Source organism: Mycobacterium sp. SMC-2, from assembly GCF_025263485.1.
Taxonomy (GTDB): Bacteria; Actinomycetota; Actinomycetes; order Mycobacteriales; family Mycobacteriaceae; genus Mycobacterium.
This window is the reverse complement of the sequence record NZ_CP079863.1, coordinates 3,766,327-3,781,450: the sequence shown is the minus strand read 5'-3', so window position 1 is coordinate 3,781,450 and position 15,124 is coordinate 3,766,327. Positions and strand designations below refer to the sequence as shown.

17 protein-coding genes and 1 pseudogene are annotated in these 15,124 nt (G+C 65.7%); 9 read left to right on the top strand and 9 right to left on the bottom strand.

The genetic code is table 11. The features are described from left to right. Positions 1–297 precede the first annotated feature (297 nt). Entirely contained in the window at positions 298–597 is a 300-nt protein-coding gene (locus tag KXD96_RS17690; RefSeq protein WP_260738225.1) for a hypothetical protein, read from the top strand. A gap of 79 nt (positions 598–676) precedes the next feature. Here the strand turns inward: KXD96_RS17690 and KXD96_RS17685 are convergent, their stop codons facing one another. The 3 genes from KXD96_RS17685 to KXD96_RS17675 all read right to left on the bottom strand — a co-directional run bounded on the left by KXD96_RS17685 (position 677) and on the right by KXD96_RS17675 (position 2,195). Continuing rightward, a complete protein-coding gene (locus KXD96_RS17685) occupies positions 677–1,489 on the bottom strand; it encodes a PPOX class F420-dependent oxidoreductase (protein WP_260738223.1) in 813 nt (270 codons plus the stop codon). Between the two features lie 123 nt (positions 1,490–1,612). Continuing rightward, complete coding sequence (locus tag KXD96_RS17680; RefSeq protein ID WP_260738219.1) at positions 1,613–1,843, bottom strand: DUF167 domain-containing protein; 231 nt, start codon at positions 1,841–1,843, stop codon at positions 1,613–1,615. A 31-nt stretch (positions 1,844–1,874) separates the two neighbouring features. Further along, positions 1,875–2,195, bottom strand: a complete 321-nt coding sequence (locus tag KXD96_RS17675; RefSeq protein ID WP_260738218.1) for a hypothetical protein — start codon at positions 2,193–2,195, stop codon at positions 1,875–1,877. A 90-nt stretch (positions 2,196–2,285) separates the two neighbouring features. Here KXD96_RS17675 and KXD96_RS17670 point away from each other — a divergent pair, with 90 nt between their 5' ends. The 3 genes and pseudogenes from KXD96_RS17670 to KXD96_RS17660 all read left to right on the top strand — a co-directional run bounded on the left by KXD96_RS17670 (position 2,286) and on the right by KXD96_RS17660 (position 4,099). Continuing rightward, positions 2,286–2,735, top strand: coding sequence for a nuclear transport factor 2 family protein (locus KXD96_RS17670; protein WP_260738216.1), 450 nt, complete (start codon positions 2,286–2,288; stop codon positions 2,733–2,735). A gap of 178 nt (positions 2,736–2,913) precedes the next feature. After that, positions 2,914–3,620, top strand: a pseudogene (locus tag KXD96_RS17665) (DUF899 domain-containing protein). Next, positions 3,617–4,099 carry an SRPBCC family protein gene (locus KXD96_RS17660; RefSeq protein ID WP_260738213.1) on the top strand — a complete coding sequence of 161 codons (483 nt, stop codon included), beginning with the start codon at positions 3,617–3,619 and terminating at the stop codon, positions 4,097–4,099. Before KXD96_RS17665 ends, KXD96_RS17660 begins: the two are co-directional and overlap by 4 nt. 110 nt (positions 4,100–4,209) lie before the next feature. Here KXD96_RS17660 and KXD96_RS17655 read toward each other — a convergent pair whose 3' ends face one another. Beyond that, positions 4,210–4,524 (bottom strand): DUF732 domain-containing protein, encoded by a 315-nt coding sequence (locus KXD96_RS17655; RefSeq protein WP_260745428.1) that lies wholly within the window; start codon positions 4,522–4,524, stop codon positions 4,210–4,212. A gap of 220 nt (positions 4,525–4,744) precedes the next feature. Here KXD96_RS17655 and KXD96_RS17650 point away from each other — a divergent pair, with 220 nt between their 5' ends. Then, positions 4,745–5,305 carry an FKBP-type peptidyl-prolyl cis-trans isomerase gene (locus KXD96_RS17650; RefSeq protein ID WP_396876888.1) on the top strand — a complete coding sequence of 187 codons (561 nt, stop codon included), beginning with the start codon at positions 4,745–4,747 and terminating at the stop codon, positions 5,303–5,305. 24 nt (positions 5,306–5,329) lie between these two features. On the opposite strand, the gene KXD96_RS17645 is transcribed toward KXD96_RS17650, so the two are convergent. After that, complete coding sequence (locus tag KXD96_RS17645) at positions 5,330–5,695, bottom strand: nuclear transport factor 2 family protein (protein ID WP_260738210.1); 366 nt, start codon at positions 5,693–5,695, stop codon at positions 5,330–5,332. Between the two features lie 402 nt (positions 5,696–6,097). Here KXD96_RS17645 and KXD96_RS17640 point away from each other — a divergent pair, with 402 nt between their 5' ends. Continuing rightward, the gene (locus KXD96_RS17640) at positions 6,098–6,778 is read left to right on the top strand and encodes a GAP family protein (protein ID WP_260738207.1); all 681 of its coding nucleotides are present in this window, start codon (positions 6,098–6,100) and stop codon (positions 6,776–6,778) included. A 32-nt stretch (positions 6,779–6,810) separates the two neighbouring features. Here KXD96_RS17640 and KXD96_RS17635 read toward each other — a convergent pair whose 3' ends face one another. Then, on the bottom strand, positions 6,811–8,043 hold the full coding sequence (locus tag KXD96_RS17635) for an osmoprotectant NAGGN system M42 family peptidase (protein WP_260738205.1): 1,233 nt from the start codon (positions 8,041–8,043) through the stop codon (positions 6,811–6,813). Positions 8,044–8,739: 696 nt separating this feature from the next. On the opposite strand from KXD96_RS17635, the gene KXD96_RS17630 reads away from it, so the two are divergent. Then, positions 8,740–9,486 (top strand): sensor domain-containing protein, encoded by a 747-nt coding sequence (locus tag KXD96_RS17630; RefSeq protein WP_260738204.1) that lies wholly within the window; start codon positions 8,740–8,742, stop codon positions 9,484–9,486. A gap of 10 nt (positions 9,487–9,496) precedes the next feature. Here KXD96_RS17630 and KXD96_RS17625 read toward each other — a convergent pair whose 3' ends face one another. After that, the gene (locus tag KXD96_RS17625) at positions 9,497–10,378 is read right to left on the bottom strand and encodes a CoA ester lyase (RefSeq protein ID WP_260738201.1); all 882 of its coding nucleotides are present in this window, start codon (positions 10,376–10,378) and stop codon (positions 9,497–9,499) included. Between the two features lie 124 nt (positions 10,379–10,502). Continuing rightward, entirely contained in the window at positions 10,503–12,008 is a 1,506-nt protein-coding gene (gene zwf / locus KXD96_RS17620; protein ID WP_260738199.1) for a glucose-6-phosphate dehydrogenase, read from the bottom strand. 152 nt (positions 12,009–12,160) lie between these two features. Between zwf and KXD96_RS17615 the strand changes: the two genes are divergently transcribed. Next, a complete protein-coding gene (locus tag KXD96_RS17615) occupies positions 12,161–12,343 on the top strand; it encodes a hypothetical protein (RefSeq protein ID WP_260738197.1) in 183 nt (60 codons plus the stop codon). A 3-nt stretch (positions 12,344–12,346) separates the two neighbouring features. Here the strand turns inward: KXD96_RS17615 and KXD96_RS17610 are convergent, their stop codons facing one another. Further along, a complete protein-coding gene (locus KXD96_RS17610; RefSeq protein ID WP_260738195.1) occupies positions 12,347–13,840 on the bottom strand; it encodes an FAD-dependent monooxygenase in 1,494 nt (497 codons plus the stop codon). Positions 13,841–14,288: 448 nt separating this feature from the next. Here KXD96_RS17610 and KXD96_RS17605 point away from each other — a divergent pair, with 448 nt between their 5' ends. Continuing rightward, on the top strand, positions 14,289–15,062 hold the full coding sequence (locus KXD96_RS17605; RefSeq protein ID WP_260738193.1) for an enoyl-CoA hydratase/isomerase family protein: 774 nt from the start codon (positions 14,289–14,291) through the stop codon (positions 15,060–15,062). Positions 15,063–15,124: the final 62 nt, after the last annotated feature.

Here is a 15,124-nt window from a genome sequence, read left to right as displayed (position 1 = left end):
AGGTCCTCGTTGCGGCGATCCTCGCATTCACCGCGGTAACAGCGAGTGGATGCCTTCCTACGACCAGTGGGACCACAGTGACCCCACCCGACGGGATCGCAGCGGGGTAAAGCCGTATCGCGCCGAATGCCTAAGCGGCACTTGGTGGAGCAGCCGCATCCCCTCAGGTGTTGACGGGTCAACGGATAGATGAACTGTGGCCGGTCTCTGGCGACGGGGGCGCTCACGGAGCTACATTGGGTTTCTCGATCGCACCATAGCGCGCGAATCCAACTTCGGTATGGGTGGTGAGGAACAATGACCGGCACATTGCACAACGAGCATTTGCAGCACGACCACCTGCATGGAGCGGGTTGCGGTCACGTCGCGATCCCGCATGGGGATCACGTCGACTACGTGCACGATGGTCATGTTCATCGGCAGCACGAGAACCACTACGACGAATGTGAGCCCGCCGGCCACGAAGTACACGAGCCTCACGACCACCGCCACGGCGACGGGTGTGGGCACGTAGCGATCCCACACGAGGATCACGTCGACTACGTACATGACGGCTGTCGGCACGCCGCTCACGACGGCCATTACGACGAGCACTGACGCCCGAGCGTCTTCGGAACCTCAGTCCTGCACTCCTCGCGGTTGACCGGCGAAAGCGACGCGGGCCTTGAACCCCTGCTCAGCAACGTTGCGCATCTCCGAGGGGAGTCAACTCCGCGTGGATGGTGCGGCCATACCTGGACCGCATGAGCCGGTGTGCGGTCGGCACCAACACGCCGTGCAGGAGAGGATATTTGCGCCACAACAGACGTGCCGCCTTCTGGCATTCGGCCCCCTCGAGCAGACGCACGCGGCCAGACAGCGCGGGTCCGGTCGGCTTGCCCGATGCCGTCGCCGGGCCGAACTCGACGCTCGGGTTACGTCGAATCCGGCGCGCTTTGATCGCTCGCTCGAAGCTTCGAAAGTAGGCGTGATCTCCCTCCACCACAATGCTGACCGGGCTGGACCCCGGGGTCCCGTCCTTGCGAAAGGTGGTGAGCGCGATCGTCTTCTGTCGCACGAATGGCGCTAGCGTCGGGTTGGCTGCCGTGCCAACGGATCCCAACACGTAGCCGAGTTGACGTAACCGCACGACGAACGCCAGCGCCAGGGCAACTGACGCCACACCGAGTACCCACGCTTGCGCGGCCGAACCGCCCACCTCGAGGTCGACAACGTGGTTCACCGTGTGCACGGTGTTGGCGACGACGGATCCGGCGAGCGCTGTGGCCAACGCGTCCGCCCAGATCAGTGCGAGTAGCAGGGTGACGCCCAGGCCCAGCTGGAACGCACCCACGTCATGCAGGAAGTGCCGGTGCGCATCAAATCCGACGGCATCGGCAAAGGAATTCGGATCGATTAGGCACCAGATCCCGATCCCGGTGGTGAGCGCGCCGACGGCCGCTGTCACCGCGATCAGGTAGATCTGCGCCGCCCTACTCAAGCGATTCATGGTGCCGTCCTTCCGACAATGCTTCCGTACTCTCCAGTCGCTAGACGGAACAGCACGCCGGGATGTGACACCAGGGGCGACGGTGCCCGCGGGCTGCCCTGACTTGAACGGCGTCAGGCGCGCTCAACGGTCCACGCGGAAGCGTTTGATCCGTGACGTCCTTCCGGATATCAATTCGACCCGGTTCCTTGGCAATTGAAGGTGCGCTGCCAGTAGCCGGGTGACGGCGTCGTTGGCCTTGCCGTCGACCGCCGGCTCCCGAACGTAGATCGTCAGCTCGCCGCTTGGACCCACCTCGACGAGTGGTCCCTTGCGACTGCCGGGCTTGACCCTGACGACGACGGAGTCGTTCATGCCGGGTTGCCGGGTCCCGGTGGAGGGAGCATCAGCCGGCCGGCGGCACCACCGGCGGGCGGCATTCGTTGGTGCCGGGATCCCACCACCAGCCGTTGTCGCATCCGAGCGGTTGCGGACCGACGCCCAGCGGCCGGCATACATTGGCCGTCGGGTCCCACCACTGATCCGGGTCGCATGCCAACGGTTGTGGCCCGACCCCAAGCGGTCGGCATACCTTGCCCGTCGGGTCCCACCACTCCCCTTCGGCGCAGTCGGCCTTGCTCACCGCCGGCGTCGCGATAGTCACGGCTGCCATTGACGCCATCGCGACCATCACGACGGAAACCACATTGCGAGCCAACATCTTCATTGGGCCTCCCCGACCGGCGTATACATCATCGAACCGAGCGTGGGCGCAGAGGTCAAGGCTGAACCACCGGGCGCGGCTACCGTTAATTCTGTGACAACAGCTACCGAACACCCGACTGACGAAGCTGATATCCGACAGCGAATTGACGAACTGGCCGGCGCGCTTCGGGCGCACGATCTCGATGCCGTGATGTCGATTTATGCGCCGGACGTTGTGTCGTTCGACGTCGAACCGCCCCTGCAACACGTGGGAGCAGAAGCAAAACGAAAGAACTGGGAACGCGTCTTCGCGTTGTATGAGCGCCCGCTCGGTTACGAGATTCGCGACCTCGTCGTCACCGTGGGCGAAGATGTCGCATTTGCGCACAGCCTCAACCGGCTCAGCGGCACGTTGATGAGCGGCACGGCGACCACCGGTTTCTGGGTTCGGGCAACGACATGCTTTCGGAAGGTCAATGGCCGCTGGTTCATCGCGCACGACCACGTGTCGGTCCCGCTGGATCTGACGACTGGTGGAGGGCTGTTGAACCTGGAGCCATGACCGGGGCGTCAACGGTGAGTGCGGGCCCGCCGCCATCGTCACCGAGTGGCTAGAGAGGAGGCTGGCAGGATGCGCCAATGACCAGCCTGGCGCCGAGGTCCAGCAGGCAGCGATGAATTCCGGAGACTCCACCAGTCAGTCCTTCCAAGAACACGAATCGAGAGCAAAGGTGGATCCCATGTCGTCCCGGAATACGGCCCTGCCGCCAGTCGTCATCAACAGACCTGGCGCACCGCGCTCGACGAACTGCGCAAACGCGAGAAGGCCGCCACGCGTGAACTGGATGCGATCGCCGCCCAGCGCCGCCGCCTGCCGATGGTCCGGTTGCCCGACTACACCCTGATCGGCGCCGACGGGCCAATCCGGCTGCCCGATGTTTTCGGTGGCCGCTCGCAGCTGATCGTCTACCACCACATGTGGTCCGACGGCGCGGAGTGGCAGTGCGGCGGATGCACGGGCTTTACATCGCAATTCACCAGGCTGGAGTTCCTCGACAACTACGATGCCCGCTTCGTCATCGTCACCAACGGGCCGATCGAGGAAGCCCTCGCCTACAAGGACAAGGTCGGCAACCGGATGGACTGGTATTCGTCGTCGGAGAGCACGTTCGCCGCCGACATGGACGCACCGCCCGGCGGCGGGTTCGGCGTCAACGTGTTCCTACGCGACGGCGACACGGTGTACCGCACGTGGCATACCAACGGGCGCGGCACCGAGCAGCTCAGCCACACGTTCGCGCTGATCGACCTCCTGCCGTGGGGCCGCCAAGAGGAATGGCTTGATTCGCCTGAAGGCTGGCCCTCGCGGCCCACATACTCGGGGTGGCTCGACTCCCCCGCTATCGCAGCCGCGTACGGGCCCAAGACAAGTGAGGACAACGCATGAGCGCCACCGCCGAACGTTACGTCGTCACCCGCACCATCGCCGCGACCCCAGCCGAGATTTTCGCCGTCCTCGTCGACCCGTCCCGCCACCAGAACACCGAGCCCACCGACTGGGTCCGCGACGCGGTGGACACTGCGCCGATCACCGACGCGGGACAGATGTTCGCGATGAACATGTACCTCACCCAGGCGGGAGGCGACTACGTCACGCACAACCTGGTCAATGTCTTCGAGAGGGACCGCGCCATCGGGTGGATGCCGGGCGTGCTCGACGACGCGGGCAACCACGCTCCCGGAGGTTGGTTCTGGCGTTACGACCTCACCCCGAACGGCGCCGGCACGGACGTCACCCTCACTTACGACTGGAGCGGCACCTCGCAGGATTTCCGGGACCGCGTTGGCGGGATGCCCATTTTCTCTGACGATTACCTCGCCGCGTCGCTGGCCGCTTTGGAGCGATCGGTCGCGATGAAGTGGTGACCTGGAATCCGATCATATTGAGCTGCAGTCTGTTTCGCTACACGCAATGTTCTTTCGATCCGCCACCTCGCCGGTAACCAGAGACGGCGCCTGGTCAACAGCGCGTGCTGTCAGGTGCAGAGGGATGGGGCGTCGCACACGTTTCCGGGGCAATAGATCGAGTGCGCGGCGTCGACCATGGTCCCGACGTCTAATAACGTGACGCCCTTCGCATCCAAGCGGGCGTGAATGTCGTCGGCGATCTGTTGCGGCGTCCAACCCCACGTCAGGTCGTAACAAATGAGATGCGCCTCTCCGATGAGGGCCTCCTCCGTCTTGGGTGGCCACGAGAGGCCGACGGCACGCAGCTGCGCGAGGTATGCGTCATCTTGGGGGGTATTGGCGGTCGCGATCGCGGCGCTACCGACCAGGGCAGCGCCGGCCATCATGGGAATGGCGAGTCCGGCCAGCCAGCGGGGTGAGGGCATCGATCGGTCCCTTCTGCGAGGCCGCCCGAGTTGGGGGGCTCGAAGCAGCACGAATAAGAACAATAACGAAAGCTGGCAAAGGTGGCTTGTCGGATTGGAACTGTTTCTGTGGAGTTTGCGTTGCGTCCGTCTGTAGCGGCGGGGCCGCCGGTGAGGGACACAACGGGCGGTCTGTAGCGTGACGACCGTGAAGTCATCCCTGGTGTATTCCTCCGTCGCGGCCTGTGTCGCGGCAACAGTCCTGGCGGTCGCAGCGTCGGACAACGCAACCGCCGCCGGCTCATGCCCCACGACGCCGCCGCAGAACGGTGGAACGCCCGAGTGGACGCTGACCGGGACCACCGGCAGCGTCGCGGTCACCGGATCCACAGATACGACAGCTCCGCGCGTGGACGTGACAACGCCGTTCAGCGTGGCCCAGACCCAGGTGCATACGCCGCGCGCCGGGGATGGACCGGTGGTCTCGCCCACGGCCACGGTTTCCGTCTGCTACATGGGCGTCAACGGACGCGACGGGTCGGTGTTCGACAGCAGCTACCAACGGGGCGCCCCAATCGACTTCCCGCTTAACCGCGTCGTGCCGGGCTTCCAGAAGGCCATCGCGGGACAAAAGGTCGGGTCCACGGTCGCCGTCGCGATGACCTCCGCGGATGGCTACCCCGACGGGCAACCCAGCGCCGGGATCAGGCCGGGCGACTCGCTGGTGTTCGCGATCAAGATCCTGAGCTCCTCGAGCTAGCTCGGCACGCCAATCCCCTGTCGCTCAACTGCTCAGCGGCGCGAACATGAGCGCGGGGTCTATGCCGAGTTGCTGAGCGACGTGTGTGGTATCCCAATACTCCCGCCAGTAAGTGATCGCGCCGTCGCGGACGCCGAAGAACGCCGTGACGTAGAACGTCACGGCGACACCGTTCATGGCGTTCACGTCGACGCGCTCGACGACGACGGTGTCGCCGTCGGAGACGATCGTGCGGATCTCGCTCCCCTCGACCATGCCGGTCGAAAGGGTGTTGTGCTTCTCGAGTTCCGCGCGCGCCGCGTCGCGTCCGCGAACCTCCGGTGAGAGTGGCACGTGCAGTTGCCACACGAAGTCGTCGGCCATGAGCGCGGTCATCGCGTCGATGTCCATGCTCTCGCCGTAAGCGGCGTGTATAAAATCGAGAACAATCTTCTCGTTGTCATTTGTGGTTGCAACGCTTTTCGCCATCATCGTCCTTAGCTATCGAAGATTCTCCGGTATTTGCTGAACTGTAGATGGCAACAACCGTTTGCGTTTGGATTCGGGCGAAAGCTCAGGGACGGCGGAGGGTGATGATGGTGCGCCCCATGCCGTGTGACCGGATCGCAATCGATACCAGTTACCCCGGTGACATACCCGCCGAGCCCAGCTGACGCCGCCTCGAAAAGACACGTCGCTCCTCCGACTCGTATTGTCTGCAGCATGATCGCCGCTTTGATTGGCCCGTCCCGGACCGCGTCCAGCGATCGGAGGGCAGCCGCCGAGTTCACACGGTAGGCCGGGTTCAAGCGCGTGGGTGCTCTTGTGGTGGCGCTTGCCGGGCTGGCGCTTCTCGATTCGTTGAACGTCCTCAACGTGGGCGTGGTCTCCGCGGTCATTTTCGACAGCCGGTTGAGCCGCCGGTCGCCGATTCCGGGCGCCCTGAGCTTCGTCGCGGGCGTATTCGTCGTGACAACCACGTTCGGGCTGTGCACGGTCTTGGGGCTCAGCTTCTTGACCCACGTCGTCGGCTTCCACGTGACACCGGTGATCCGTTTCGGCGGCGAGCTGGCGCTCGGCCTGGTGCTGACCGGCCTGGCCTACTTCCCGTTGACCGCCCAATCGTCGGCTCCTGGCTGGGCATTGGCGGCGATGCGGGAGCGTCCCTGGCTGCTCGGGCTCCTCGGGTTGGCGGTCGGAAGCGGCCAAGCGCCAACGGCCATCCCCTACCTCACCGGCCTGGCCATGCTGGCCGCGCTACACCCGAGGCCGCCGCTCTGGCCATTGGCCATCGTCGTCTACTGGACGATCGCGCTTTCCCCGCCGCTGCTGATCCTTGCCCTCTCGACAAGAAAAACGGTGCGGGCCAAGCGTATTCAGCGTCAGCTCGTGCGCACCCTCACCCGGTACGGCCCGATGTCGGTGCGGCTGTTGTTCCTGGTCTTCGGAATCGGTTTGGTGGCCGATGCGCTCGTCAATCACAGCGCGCTGTGATTGACCGATCGCCAAGGGCACGCGAAGTCGCCTCAGGCCTGGGGTCCTTCCGGCGGCCAGTGCGATCCCGGGGACGCCTCGCCGGGTGAATCGTGTTCGCCGCGGGCCAGTGGCACCCACCGCTCGCTCGGCGCGGGTTGTTTGGACGACGGGAAGTCCTGCAGCTTGCCCGACGGTTTGGCGTCCCATTTGGCGAAGGTCAGCGGGGTCTGCAGCCAGGCATGCAGCAGGCAATACGCCGCCTCCAGAGAATCCAGGTGGGTGCGCTCCCAGCCGTGGCTGCCGTCGAGCCCGAACCCGACGAGTGCGGCGCGGGTGCCCGCGCCCGCCTCGATCGCCGCGGCGGCATCGGACCGGTAGTAGCGAAAAATGTCGCGGGCGAACGGGATTCCCTGTTCCTCGGCGAGGCGGCACAGCTTCCGGGTCAGGTGGTAGTCAAACGGGCCGTGCATGTCGGCCATCGGGATCGTCACCCCGTCTTCCAGGGAGTGCTGGCCGGGGGCGCACACCGCGTTGTCCACCGAGATCAGTTCGGCAACGTCCGCCGGCAGGCCGTGGCTGGCGCCGTGACCGACCTCCTCGGTGATGGTGACCATGATCGTGGTGCGGTGCGGCAGCACGACCTTGTTCTCGGCGAAGTTCTTCACCAGCGCGAGCGCGATCGCGACCCCCGCCTTCCCGTCGAGGTGACGGGAAACGATGAAGCCGTCGGCGGTCAGCTCGGGGCTGGTGATCAACGCAACGAAGTCGCCGACTTGCAGGCCGAGACTGACCAGGTCTTCCCGCGAAGACACCTTGCGGTCGATGCGAACCTCGACGTGCTCCCAGCCCGTGGGCTGGGAGTCGATCTCGTCGCCGAATGCGTGTCCACTGGCCTTGAGCGGCATCACCGTGCCGGTGATGAATTCGTCGGGGTCATCGCAGAAGATCCGCACCCGGGCGCCCGCGGCGAAGCGGGCCGAGAAGGTGCCGACCGGCACCACTTCGAGACGGCCGTTGTCCTTGAGCCGACGCACCATGCAGCCGATGGTGTCGGCGTGAACCACGATGGCGCGGTCAGTGGTCGCCGAAGCCCCCGGGAGCTCGGCGGTCAGCGCCCCGCGCCGCGTCAACGAGAACGGCACGCCGAAGTCGTCGAAGATGTCGCCGATGAGCTGCATCACCGCGTCCGTCCGCCCCGCCGGACTTGGCGTCTGCAGCAGCGCGAGCAGCGTGTCGACCATCCACGTGCGGTCGGCCTCGGCCATGGCCGCGGTGTGACGCACGGCGTCTCCTCTCGAGTCGTCAGGAACCGCGTTCAACCTACCGCGTGGTCACCGTCGACCCACCGGTCCGGGCCGCGGGACCGGCGCCGTAGGAGGCCGCCCCGGCCCCCAGTTGCCATCACGGTGGATCACTTCGCGTCCGGGTGCCCGTTGGCGCATGGGATTCGCTCAGACAAAGTCGAGGAGTTAGCTGACCGAGAGCCGGCGTTCTTTCGGATTCACGTCAGGACAGACTGCTCGGTGTCCAACCGGCGATCGGGTCTTCGTTGGCGTTGAGGTCGGGATGGTTGGGCTGGGCGCCGACAGTGACGAAAATGACCTTTGCTGCATGCACCATACCGGCAACCCGCGCCCGCCGACCGCGGTTTTGATTCGTTTCTGGATCGGAGGCGCGCCGCGGGACGTGCCCGGGTAGGCGCGTCCCCGGTTTCTTTGTTGACCCAGGAAACCCTTGATCTGCGAACGATTCACGGTTGCGCGACACCGTCTGCGTCCAGCCCGTCGGTTCGGCACGCCACGCCGCTCGACGTCGACCGCGCGGCTCGAACGACGGTTCGGGCAACACTTTGCGGGGAATCGCGCAATTTGCTATCCAAGCGGTTATGCTTCCGTCCACCCCCCCAGGGTTAGATAGCGGATGCGCCGGTCGCGCGGAAGCTTGAGGGGCTCAAACGCGACCGTGAAGGATGAGCAAGCATGCGCCAGCTAACAGCCGCGATATCCGTCGCCGCTATCGGAGTTCTGCTTGCCGCGTGCGGCGGTAGCAACGAGGGTGGTTCCGGCTCATCAACGACGACCTCGTCGCGGCCCCCCGCCGCACAGGCCGCGCTGCCGGGGTTCTTGCTGACATCCGCGGACATTGACGGCGCATTGGGCGTCACCGGATCGAAGAGCAAGGAAAAGTCCGACAAGCTGCAAGACGACAACGCGAAGCAGCCGTGGCCCGCGGGCTGGAAATTCCCCGACGACTGCATCTACGCCATTGGCCCGGGGCAGGCGCCCGTTTACGCCGGCAGCGGTTACACCGCGGTCAGCGGTGACGAGGAGGTTGCGTCCGCTCCCCCGGATTCCAACGAACCCGACCCTGAGGTGAGCCAGGTAGCGGTGTTGTTCCCAACCGCCAAAGAGGCGAATGCCTTCTTCGCCACGTCGGCGCAGCGTTGGCCGGCCTGCGCCAACCGACAGTTCACCACCCCGGCCGGGCAGGACACCCCGGAGACGGGTTGGCAGGTGGGACCGGTCTCCAACACCAACGGAGTGTTGAGCACCACCCTGACCATGACGCTGCGCGACAACGGCAACGTCCTGCTGACCATGACCTGCCAGCGGGCGCTGACGGTACGCAACAACGTTGCGGTCGACGTCGGCGCGGTCCGCAAGGACCCGGTGGACTTGGCTGTCAAGCTCGCCGGCCAGATCGCCGGCAGGGTCGGCAAGCAGTGAGCCAGTACAGCTACGAGGCGGATGCCAGTTCCGTGATGAGGTCCGCAAGGGCGAGGATCCGCTCGGCGTTGCGGACGTGCAGATTCTCGATCATGCGACCGTCAACCGTGATGACACTGGTGCCGGCGGCCCGCGCCTCCTCGTAGGCCGCGACAACCTTACGGGCGTCGGCGAGTTCCTGCTGCGACGGACCGAACAGGTCGTTGGCCGGGCCGATCTGGGACGGATGGATCAAAGTCTTGCCGTCGAAACCCATTTCGCGGCCTTGCCGGGCCTCGGCTCGAAAGCCGTCTTCGTCGGTGATGTCGTTGAACACGCCGTCCAGGATCACCTTTCCGGCCGCCCTGGCTCCCAGCACCGCCAACGACAACGCCGGCACCACCGGCGCTCGCCCGGACACGTGCAATCCGTGCAGATCGTTCACGAGGTCGTTGGTGCCGATCACCAGCGCGGCCAACCGGTCGCTGGCGGCGGCGATCTCCTCGGCTCTCAGGAAGGATCGCGGCGTCTCCATCATCACCCATAGCTGCAGCGACTCCGATGCGTCGAGCCCGTCCAGCCTTGCGGCCAGCGCTCGAACCTGTTCGCCCGACTCGACTTTCGGGACCAGCACCCCGTGGGCGGGTGAAGCGGCCACGGCCGCCAAGTCCTCGTCGTGCCACTCGGTGCCGAGACCGTTGATGCGCACCACGACCTCCCGGGGGCCATAGCTGTCCGACGAGATCGCGTCGCACACCGTGGCCCTCGAATCGGCTTTGGCGTCGGGCCCAACCGCGTCCTCGAGGTCGAAGATGAGGACATCCGCGGGCAGCGATTTCGCCTTCTCCAGCGCCCGGGGCTTGTTGCCGGGGAGATACAAGGCGGAGCGGCGCGGGCGCAGAGTCGGGGCCATCAAGGGATTCGCTTCCTGTCGTCTAGCTCAGCGGGTTCGGAGGGGCTATGGCCCCGGGATCGACGCTATCGTGCAAGACACTCGCGCTAGCGTCGACCTCGAACACACTGCCACGGCGCGCCTCTCAGGAGTCAGGCCTGGCATCGCGCCACTCGCGTTCGAACGGCAACCGCCACGCATTGGGTGCGATCAATTGATGGATGGCGTTGGGACCCCAAGTGCCCGGCTGGTACATCTTCGCCGGCGGTGGGTCGTCGAGCAGCTCCTGCGAACGCTCCCACAACGATTCGATGCCCTCCGCGGTGTTGAACAGCGTGTGATCACCGCGCATCGCGTCGAGGATGAGCCGTTCGTACGCCTCCAGCACATCGACGACGGTGTCGATCTCCTGCGAGGAGAACTGCATCGACAGCTTGTCCAACTTCATACCCGGGCCCGGCCGCTTGCCGTAGAACGACAGCGAAACCTTCGAAGTGTCGGCGAGGTCGAACGTGAGGTGATCCGGACCCTGAGTCCCCACCCCCGAACCGGGCGGGAACATCGTCCGCGGCGCCTCTCGGAATGCGATCGAGATGATGCGGATGCCCTCGGCCATCTTCTTGCCGGTACGCAGATAGATAGGCACGCCAGCCCAGCGCCAGTTGTCGATGCCGACCTTGAGTGCGATGAACGTCTCGGTGTCGGAATCCCGTGCCACGCCTTGCTCTTCGCGGTACCCGTTGTACTGGCCGCGCACCACGTTGGACGGCTTGACCGGCAGCATGGACCGGAACACCTTGTTCTTTTCCTCGCTGATGGCAAAGGGTTCGAGCGCCGTCGGCGGCTCCATGACCACGAACGCCATCACCTGGAACAGGTGCGTCACCACCATGTCCTTATAGGCGCCGGTCTCCTCGTAGAAGCTCGCCCGCTGATCCAGTCCGAGGGCTTCGGGGATGTCGATCTGGATGTGATCGATGAAGTTGCGGTTCCAGATCGGCTCGAACAGGCCGTTGGCAAAGCGGAACGCCAGGATGTTCTGGGCCGCTTCCTTGCCCAGGAAGTGGTCGATACGAAAAATCTGCGATTCCTCGAACGTTTCGTGCACGAAGTCGTTGAGCGCGACGGCGCTGGCCAAGTCGGTCCCGAACGGTTTTTCCATCACCACCCGCGAGCGATCGACGAGCTCGGCCTCGCGCAGCATGGTGATGACCTCGCGCGCGGCTTTTGGCGGCACCGACAGGTAATGCAGCCGCCTGACCTTGGGACCCAGGTTGGATTCCGCTTCGGCGACCGCCGCGGCCAGCGCCCTCGGTCCGCGGCTCTGCGGAACATAGGTGACGATCTTGGCGAAGTTGGCCCACTGTTCGGACGTGAGTTTGTGTCTGCCGAACGAGTCGATTGCGTCTTTGGCGATCTCGCGGAATTCGTCGTCACTCAGGTCTTCCAGGGATGTCGCGACGATCTGGATGTCGGGCGCGAGCTCGGACTGGTCCAGGTAGGCCAGGCCGGGGATCAGCCTGCGTTTCGCCAGATCCCCCGTCGCGCCGAACAGGACGATGACGTGAGGGTCGAGCGGTTCGGTCTCGTGGCGGCGCGGACGCCCACCGGCCGCCGGGTAAGAGATGGTCTGCGGTTTCTTGTCGGCCACTCCTGCGATACTTCCACCGCCGCGGCGTTATGTCGCGTCCCTCACTGCCGGCTCGGCCGACCCGGCTTTTGCCGCCGTTGAGGAGCCCCGCCCGGTTAGTGTCCTGCTGACTGGGTACTGGATACCGGCGGGGCGATACCCGACCACAGTCGATGGAAAGCGATATGACGAAACCCGACAAAGACCTACGGGGGCACTCTGAGGAGCTGGAGGACATCGTCGACCAACTCGAGGAGAAGGTCGCCGACGACCGGGAGGCCGAAGGCGTTGCCGGAAAGCCCAGCGACCGGGAACGCGCCCCCGTTCGGGGCTCGGACGACGAACCGCCCGACTAGGGGCTAGGAGCCGGGCGAGGCGCCGAACCAGGCGGTGAGGGCTTCTCGAAGCGTGGATTCGCCGGATTCGCCCGTCCAGGCGACATGTCCGTCCGGCCGGATCAGCACCGCGTCGGGAACCGTGACCATGCCGATCACGGGAAGCTCGCAGCTACCGGGATGTTCGGCGTCGATCATCTGCACCCGAGGCGCCCACGCAGTGATGTCGAATCGGCCCGGTTCACCGAGGTTGAGCAACGCCGGGCGGGCCCGGTGTAGCAGCGGGTACACGCGCAGCGGGCCGTCCGCGGTAACCAGATCGAGATCGGGCATGCGGCGTCCGAGCAGCGGGTGCCCGTCGCCCAGGTCGTAGCGGATGTCCAGGCCGGACATCATGGCGGCGAACCGTTTGCGCGGTTCGTCCATGCCGAGCAGGTCAGACACGGTGTCGCGCAAGACCCTGGTGCGGTCGTCCGAGCGGAGAAGGGCCATCTGCGCGAGCGAGTTGCGCAGCACGCGCGCGGCGACCGGGTGCCGTTCCGCGTGGTAGGTGTCGAGCAGCCCGTCGGGCGACGTCCCGTTGACCACCTGTGCGAGCTTCCATCCCAGGTTCACGGCGTCCTGCACACCGGTGTTCAAGCCCTGTCCGCCGACCGGGTGATGGATATGCGCGGCGTCACCGGCCAGCAGGACACGTCCATCGCGATAGGCTGTGGCCTGCCGCGCCGTATCGGTGAATCTGGAAAGCCAGGCGGGACTGTGGATCCCGTAGTCGGTCCCGTAGACGGCGATGAGCGCCTCACTCAGCTCGCCCAGCGTGGGCTCGCTGGTCGGCCCGAGGCGGCGCTCGGTGACCATGACGCGGACCGGCCCACCCTCCTCTTCGGCGGACAGGGCATGGACGCCCAGCGCGTCGTGGCGAATGCCCCACACCGGAGGATCGCCTGTGCCGAAATCCATTTCGACCTGGCCGAGCAGGTAGCTGGTCGTCGGCTCCCACCCCGGGAAATCGATGCCGACCGCCTTCCGAACCACGCTGCGTCCGCCGTCGCAGCCGACGAGAAATCGCGCCCGCAGGGATCGACCATCGCATAACCCGACGTTCACGCCCGTGGCGTCATGGGCAATGCCGGTCACCTCGTGCCCGCGATAGAACCGCACCCCGAACTCGTTCACCCAATCGGCGAGGATGCGTTCGATCTCGTTCTGCCACAACGCAAGACCGTAGGGATGTCGGGTTGGAAAGTCGCTGATGTCCAGGCGAATCTGCGAGAACCCGGCGACCTGGGCGACCTGGCCACGGGCCAGAAACCGATCGGCGATCCCGCGCTGATCGAGGACCTCGATGGTACGCGCATGCAAGCCCCCCGCACGGGAGCCGACCAGGTCCTGGCTCCGGCGCCGCTCGACGATCGCCACATCGACTCCCGCCAAGGCCAATTCACCGGCCAACATCAGCCCCGTCGGGCCTCCGCCCGCGACCAGCACGGCATGGTCGAAGTTTTCGTGCGACGACATTCCCGACCCCCTGACAAGAGCGAAAGTTGGCTTCGGCCAGCGATTGTGCGGCATCACCCGGCCCTTGCCGCAAGCCCCCCGGTGCGCTATAGGTTGAGAGTGGGAGGTCAATGAGTCGGCGAGCGGCTGCCACACAGGATCGATGCGGACCGCGAGGCTGCGGCTTGCCGCGTGGCCACGAGCGCTTCGGCCTGCGCCATGTGCGCGGCGAGTTGCCGCAGCTTGTCGGGTTCGGCGCGAAGATTCTTCAGGCGCCTGCCGAGGCGGGCGGCGTCGCGGGTGGTCAGTCCGTCAAGGCGGGTGCGCAGTTCCGCGAGCGGACAGTTCGGCCACTTTGGCCAGGATAGGCGTGCGGTCGACGCGGTCCGCCACCGAGCGTGGGGCCTGTGGATGAATTCGAGCGGGTTTTGGTACTTAGGGCTCACACTCGCCGCCCTAGGGTTACCCCATGAGCCTTGTCACATATGAGCTGGCCGACCACATCGCCACCATCACCCTCAACCGTCCGGAGGCTCGCAACGCCATCAACGGCGCTTTGCGCCAGGACCTGAACGCGGCCTGGGAGCGGTTCCGCGACGACCTCGATGCGTGGGTCGCGATCCTGACCGCCAACGGCAGCGTCTACTGCGCGGGCGGCGACCTCAAAGACGGTGAGGGCTCGGTCGGGACCTTCGGAGGCACCTTCTGGGAGAAGCCGACGATCAACTCCTTCGAAAGCGGGATGGAACTCTTCAAGCCGACCATCGCCGCCGTGCACGGGCCCTGCATCGGCTACGGGCTGACCGGGGTGTTGTTCTGCGACTTCGTCATCGCCAGCACCGAAGCCAGCTTCTGCTACCCCGAGGTCTCGATCGGCGTACCGACCATCGTCGGGGCGATCCGGCTGCCCCAGCGGGTCGGCTGGGCCAATGCCATGGAGCTGCTCCTCACCGGCAAGCCGATGAGCGCCGAGCGGGCCAAGGAGATCGGCCTGGTGTGGAAGCTCGTGGAGCCCGACGACCTGCAGGCCGAGGCCCGGGCCTGGGCGCGAACTCTCACCGAGGCCGCTCCCCTGGCCCAACGGGCGACGAAGGAGGTGGCGTGGCGAACGGCCGACATGGGCTGGATCGAGTCGGTCCGCTTCGGCGAGACCATGCGTAAGGTGGCCGGGGCGACAGAGGACGTCGCCGAGGGGCTTCGGGCCTGGGCCGAGAAGCGCAAGCCGCAGTGGCGCGGTCGCTGATCCCTTGTGCCGCAGGGTGACTCAGCCGCTCGTGCCCGTGTCCCGGCCGTAGCGCCAACCGC

What these genes read in the sequence shown, in the direction of transcription:
- KXD96_RS17690 (WP_260738225.1), top strand. Translation starts at nt 298, where the DNA reads ATGACCGGCACATTGCACAACGAGCATTTGCAGCACGACCACCTGCAT.
- KXD96_RS17605 (WP_260738193.1), top strand. Translation starts at nt 14,289, where the DNA reads ATGAGCCTTGTCACATATGAGCTGGCCGACCACATCGCCACCATCACC.
- KXD96_RS17685 (WP_260738223.1), bottom strand. Translation starts at nt 1,489, where the DNA reads ATGAATCGCTTGAGTAGGGCGGCGCAGATCTACCTGATCGCGGTGACA.
- KXD96_RS17675 (WP_260738218.1), bottom strand. Translation starts at nt 2,195, where the DNA reads ATGAAGATGTTGGCTCGCAATGTGGTTTCCGTCGTGATGGTCGCGATG.
- KXD96_RS17660 (WP_260738213.1), top strand. Translation starts at nt 3,617, where the DNA reads ATGAGCGCCACCGCCGAACGTTACGTCGTCACCCGCACCATCGCCGCG.
- KXD96_RS17655 (WP_260745428.1), bottom strand. Translation starts at nt 4,524, where the DNA reads ATGGCCGGCGCTGCCCTGGTCGGTAGCGCCGCGATCGCGACCGCCAAT.
- KXD96_RS17625 (WP_260738201.1), bottom strand. Translation starts at nt 10,378, where the DNA reads ATGGCCCCGACTCTGCGCCCGCGCCGCTCCGCCTTGTATCTCCCCGGC.
- KXD96_RS17680 (WP_260738219.1), bottom strand. Translation starts at nt 1,843, where the DNA reads ATGAACGACTCCGTCGTCGTCAGGGTCAAGCCCGGCAGTCGCAAGGGA.
- KXD96_RS17610 (WP_260738195.1), bottom strand. Translation starts at nt 13,840, where the DNA reads ATGTCGTCGCACGAAAACTTCGACCATGCCGTGCTGGTCGCGGGCGGA.
- KXD96_RS17615 (WP_260738197.1), top strand. Translation starts at nt 12,161, where the DNA reads ATGGAAAGCGATATGACGAAACCCGACAAAGACCTACGGGGGCACTCT.
- KXD96_RS17630 (WP_260738204.1), top strand. Translation starts at nt 8,740, where the DNA reads ATGCGCCAGCTAACAGCCGCGATATCCGTCGCCGCTATCGGAGTTCTG.
- KXD96_RS17645 (WP_260738210.1), bottom strand. Translation starts at nt 5,695, where the DNA reads ATGGACATCGACGCGATGACCGCGCTCATGGCCGACGACTTCGTGTGG.